Here is a 2,165-nt window from a genome sequence, read left to right as displayed (position 1 = left end):
GTCGTGCCGCGGGTGCGCGCCCTGGCCGGTCAGGCGTCGGCGCGGGCCGACCTGCCGGCCGAGCTCGTGCTGCCGACGGCGGTGGCGCACACGGTCTTTCGAGTCGTCCAGGAATCGTTGACGAACGCCTCGCGGCACGGGCGGAGCGTTGCCCGGGTGTGTCTGCGGGCCGCTCCCGGCGCGCCTGGCGTGCCGGGCGTCGAGGTGGAGGTGCGCAACGACCTGCTCGATTCTCGGGGTGAGCGCTGCGATGACGCGGCCAGCTCGCCCCGGAGCCCCCACGGCCTCGTCGGCCTCCGCGAACGGGTGCTGCTGCACGGTGGCCGCCTGGAGGCGGGTCCGCGCGGCGCGGAATGGGTCGTGACGGTCGTCGTGCCGGGGGAGCCTTGACGACCGGCGCCGCGAGCCCGGCGGCGGGCGGGGGTGGCGGACCGATCCGCGTGGTCGTCGTCGACGACGACGAACTCGTGCGCGCCGGGCTGGCCGCGATCCTGACCGCTCAGCCGGATCTGGAGGTGGTCGGCCTCGGCGCCGACGGCGTGGACGTGCCGAGGCTCGTGGCCCGCACCCGACCGCACGTCGTGCTCCTCGACGTGCGGATGCCTCGCATCGACGGCATCGAGGCCACGCGGCTGCTCACCCGGGCGAGCGATCGGGCTCCGGCGGTCGTCGTCATCACGACGTTCGAGAGCGATGCCGCGGTGCACGACGCGCTGCTCGCCGGTGCGCGCGGCTTCGTGCTCAAACGCGCCGCACCCGAGGAGCTGTTCGCGGCGATCCGCACCGTGGCACGCACCGAGTCACTCGTGTTTCCGGCGGCGATCCGCCGCGTCGCGACCCGGAGCCGCGCGCCCGACCCGCCCCGGTGGGTCGCGCAGCTCACCGACCGCGAACGCGACGTGCTCGCCCAGGTGGCCGCGGGGGCGACGAACGCGGAGGCGGCGGCGAGCCTGTTCGTGTCCGTCGAAACCGTCAAGACCCACCTGCGGTCACTACTCGCCAAGTCCGGGTCGCGGCACCGCACCGAGCTCGTCGTGCGCGCCTACGAGGCGGGGGCGCTGACGGTCGGCGACGCCTGACCTTCACACAACTGTGTGCGATCGGCGGCCGATGCAGGCCCGGCTCCCGGGGATGGGGGAGACTGGGCCGATGCCCGCCTTCGACCTCGCCGCCATCGGCGCCGGGCTGCCGTTCGCCGCGAGCCTGCCCGCGTTGGCCGAGGCGCTCGCGGGTGGGGTCGCGGTCGTGCAGGCGCCGCCAGGCACGGGCAAGACGACGCTCGTGCCGCCGCTGCTCGCCGACCTCAGCGGGGCGGGGCGGGTCGTCGTCACGGCCCCGCGTCGGATCGCGGTGCGGGCGGCGGCGGCCCGGCTCGCGCAGCTCGACGGGTCGGCGGTGGGGGAGCGGGTCGGCTTCACCGTGCGCGGCGAGCGGCGGGTGTCGCAGGCCACGCGCGTCGAGTTCGTCACGCCCGGAGTGCTGCTGCGGCGGGTGCTGGCCGACCCGGAACTGCCGGGCGTCGCGGCCGTCGCCCTCGACGAGGTGCACGAGCGGGCCATCGAGACCGACCTGCTCGTCGGCATGCTCGCCCAGGTGCGGGCCCTGCGCGACGACCTGCGCCTCGTCGCCATGTCCGCCACCCTCGACGCGGGCCGGTTCGCGCGCATCCTCGCCGGTGAGCATGCCGTGCCCGCACCAATCGTCGAATGCCCCTCGGCGCTGCACCCGCTCGACGTGCGGTGGCGCCCCGCGCCCGGTGCGCGGTTCGACCCGCGCGGCGTCGCCCGCGACTTCTTGTCGCATGTCGCTGCGACAACGGTCGCCGAGCTTGAGGGCCTGCCGGAGGCCGACGTCCTCGTTTTTCTCCCCGGCGCGCGGGAGGTCGACCAGGTCTGCGCACGCCTGCGCGACGCGCTGCCCGGCGTCGACGTTCTGCCGCTGCATGGTCGGCTCGCCCCGCGCGAGCAGGACCGCGTGCTGCACGGCCGCGACGTCCACGAACCCGGCGGCCCGCGGCGTGTCGTCGTCTCGACCGCCATCGCCGAGTCGTCGCTGACGGTTCCCGGGGTGCGGCTCGTCGTCGACGCCGGGCTCTCCCGCGAGCCCCGCCGCGATGCCGCCCGCGGCATGAGCGGCCTGGTCACCGTCGCCGCCTCCCGCGACGC

The 2,165-nt window shown here is 75.9% G+C and carries 3 protein-coding genes; all 3 read left to right on the top strand.

The window, feature by feature from the left end:
• Positions 1 to 390: sensor histidine kinase (locus PINTE_RS23525; RefSeq protein ID WP_373280189.1), on the top strand; the 390-nt coding region annotated here is incomplete at its 5' end.
• On the top strand, positions 387 to 1,079 hold the full coding sequence (locus PINTE_RS21050; protein ID WP_245643098.1) for a response regulator transcription factor: 693 nt from the start codon (positions 387 to 389) through the stop codon (positions 1,077 to 1,079). The genes PINTE_RS23525 and PINTE_RS21050, both read left to right, overlap by 4 nt.
• Before the next feature lie 70 nt (positions 1,080 to 1,149).
• On the top strand, positions 1,150 to 2,165 hold a 1,016-nt coding region (locus PINTE_RS21045; RefSeq protein WP_245643097.1), incomplete at its 3' end, for a DEAD/DEAH box helicase.

The organism is Piscicoccus intestinalis NBRC 104926 (assembly GCF_001515525.1).
In the GTDB taxonomy this organism is placed as follows: Bacteria; Actinomycetota; Actinomycetes; order Actinomycetales; family Dermatophilaceae; genus Kineosphaera; species Kineosphaera intestinalis.
The sequence above is the reverse complement of the archived record's forward strand: the minus strand, read 5'-3'. Positions and strand labels throughout refer to the sequence as shown.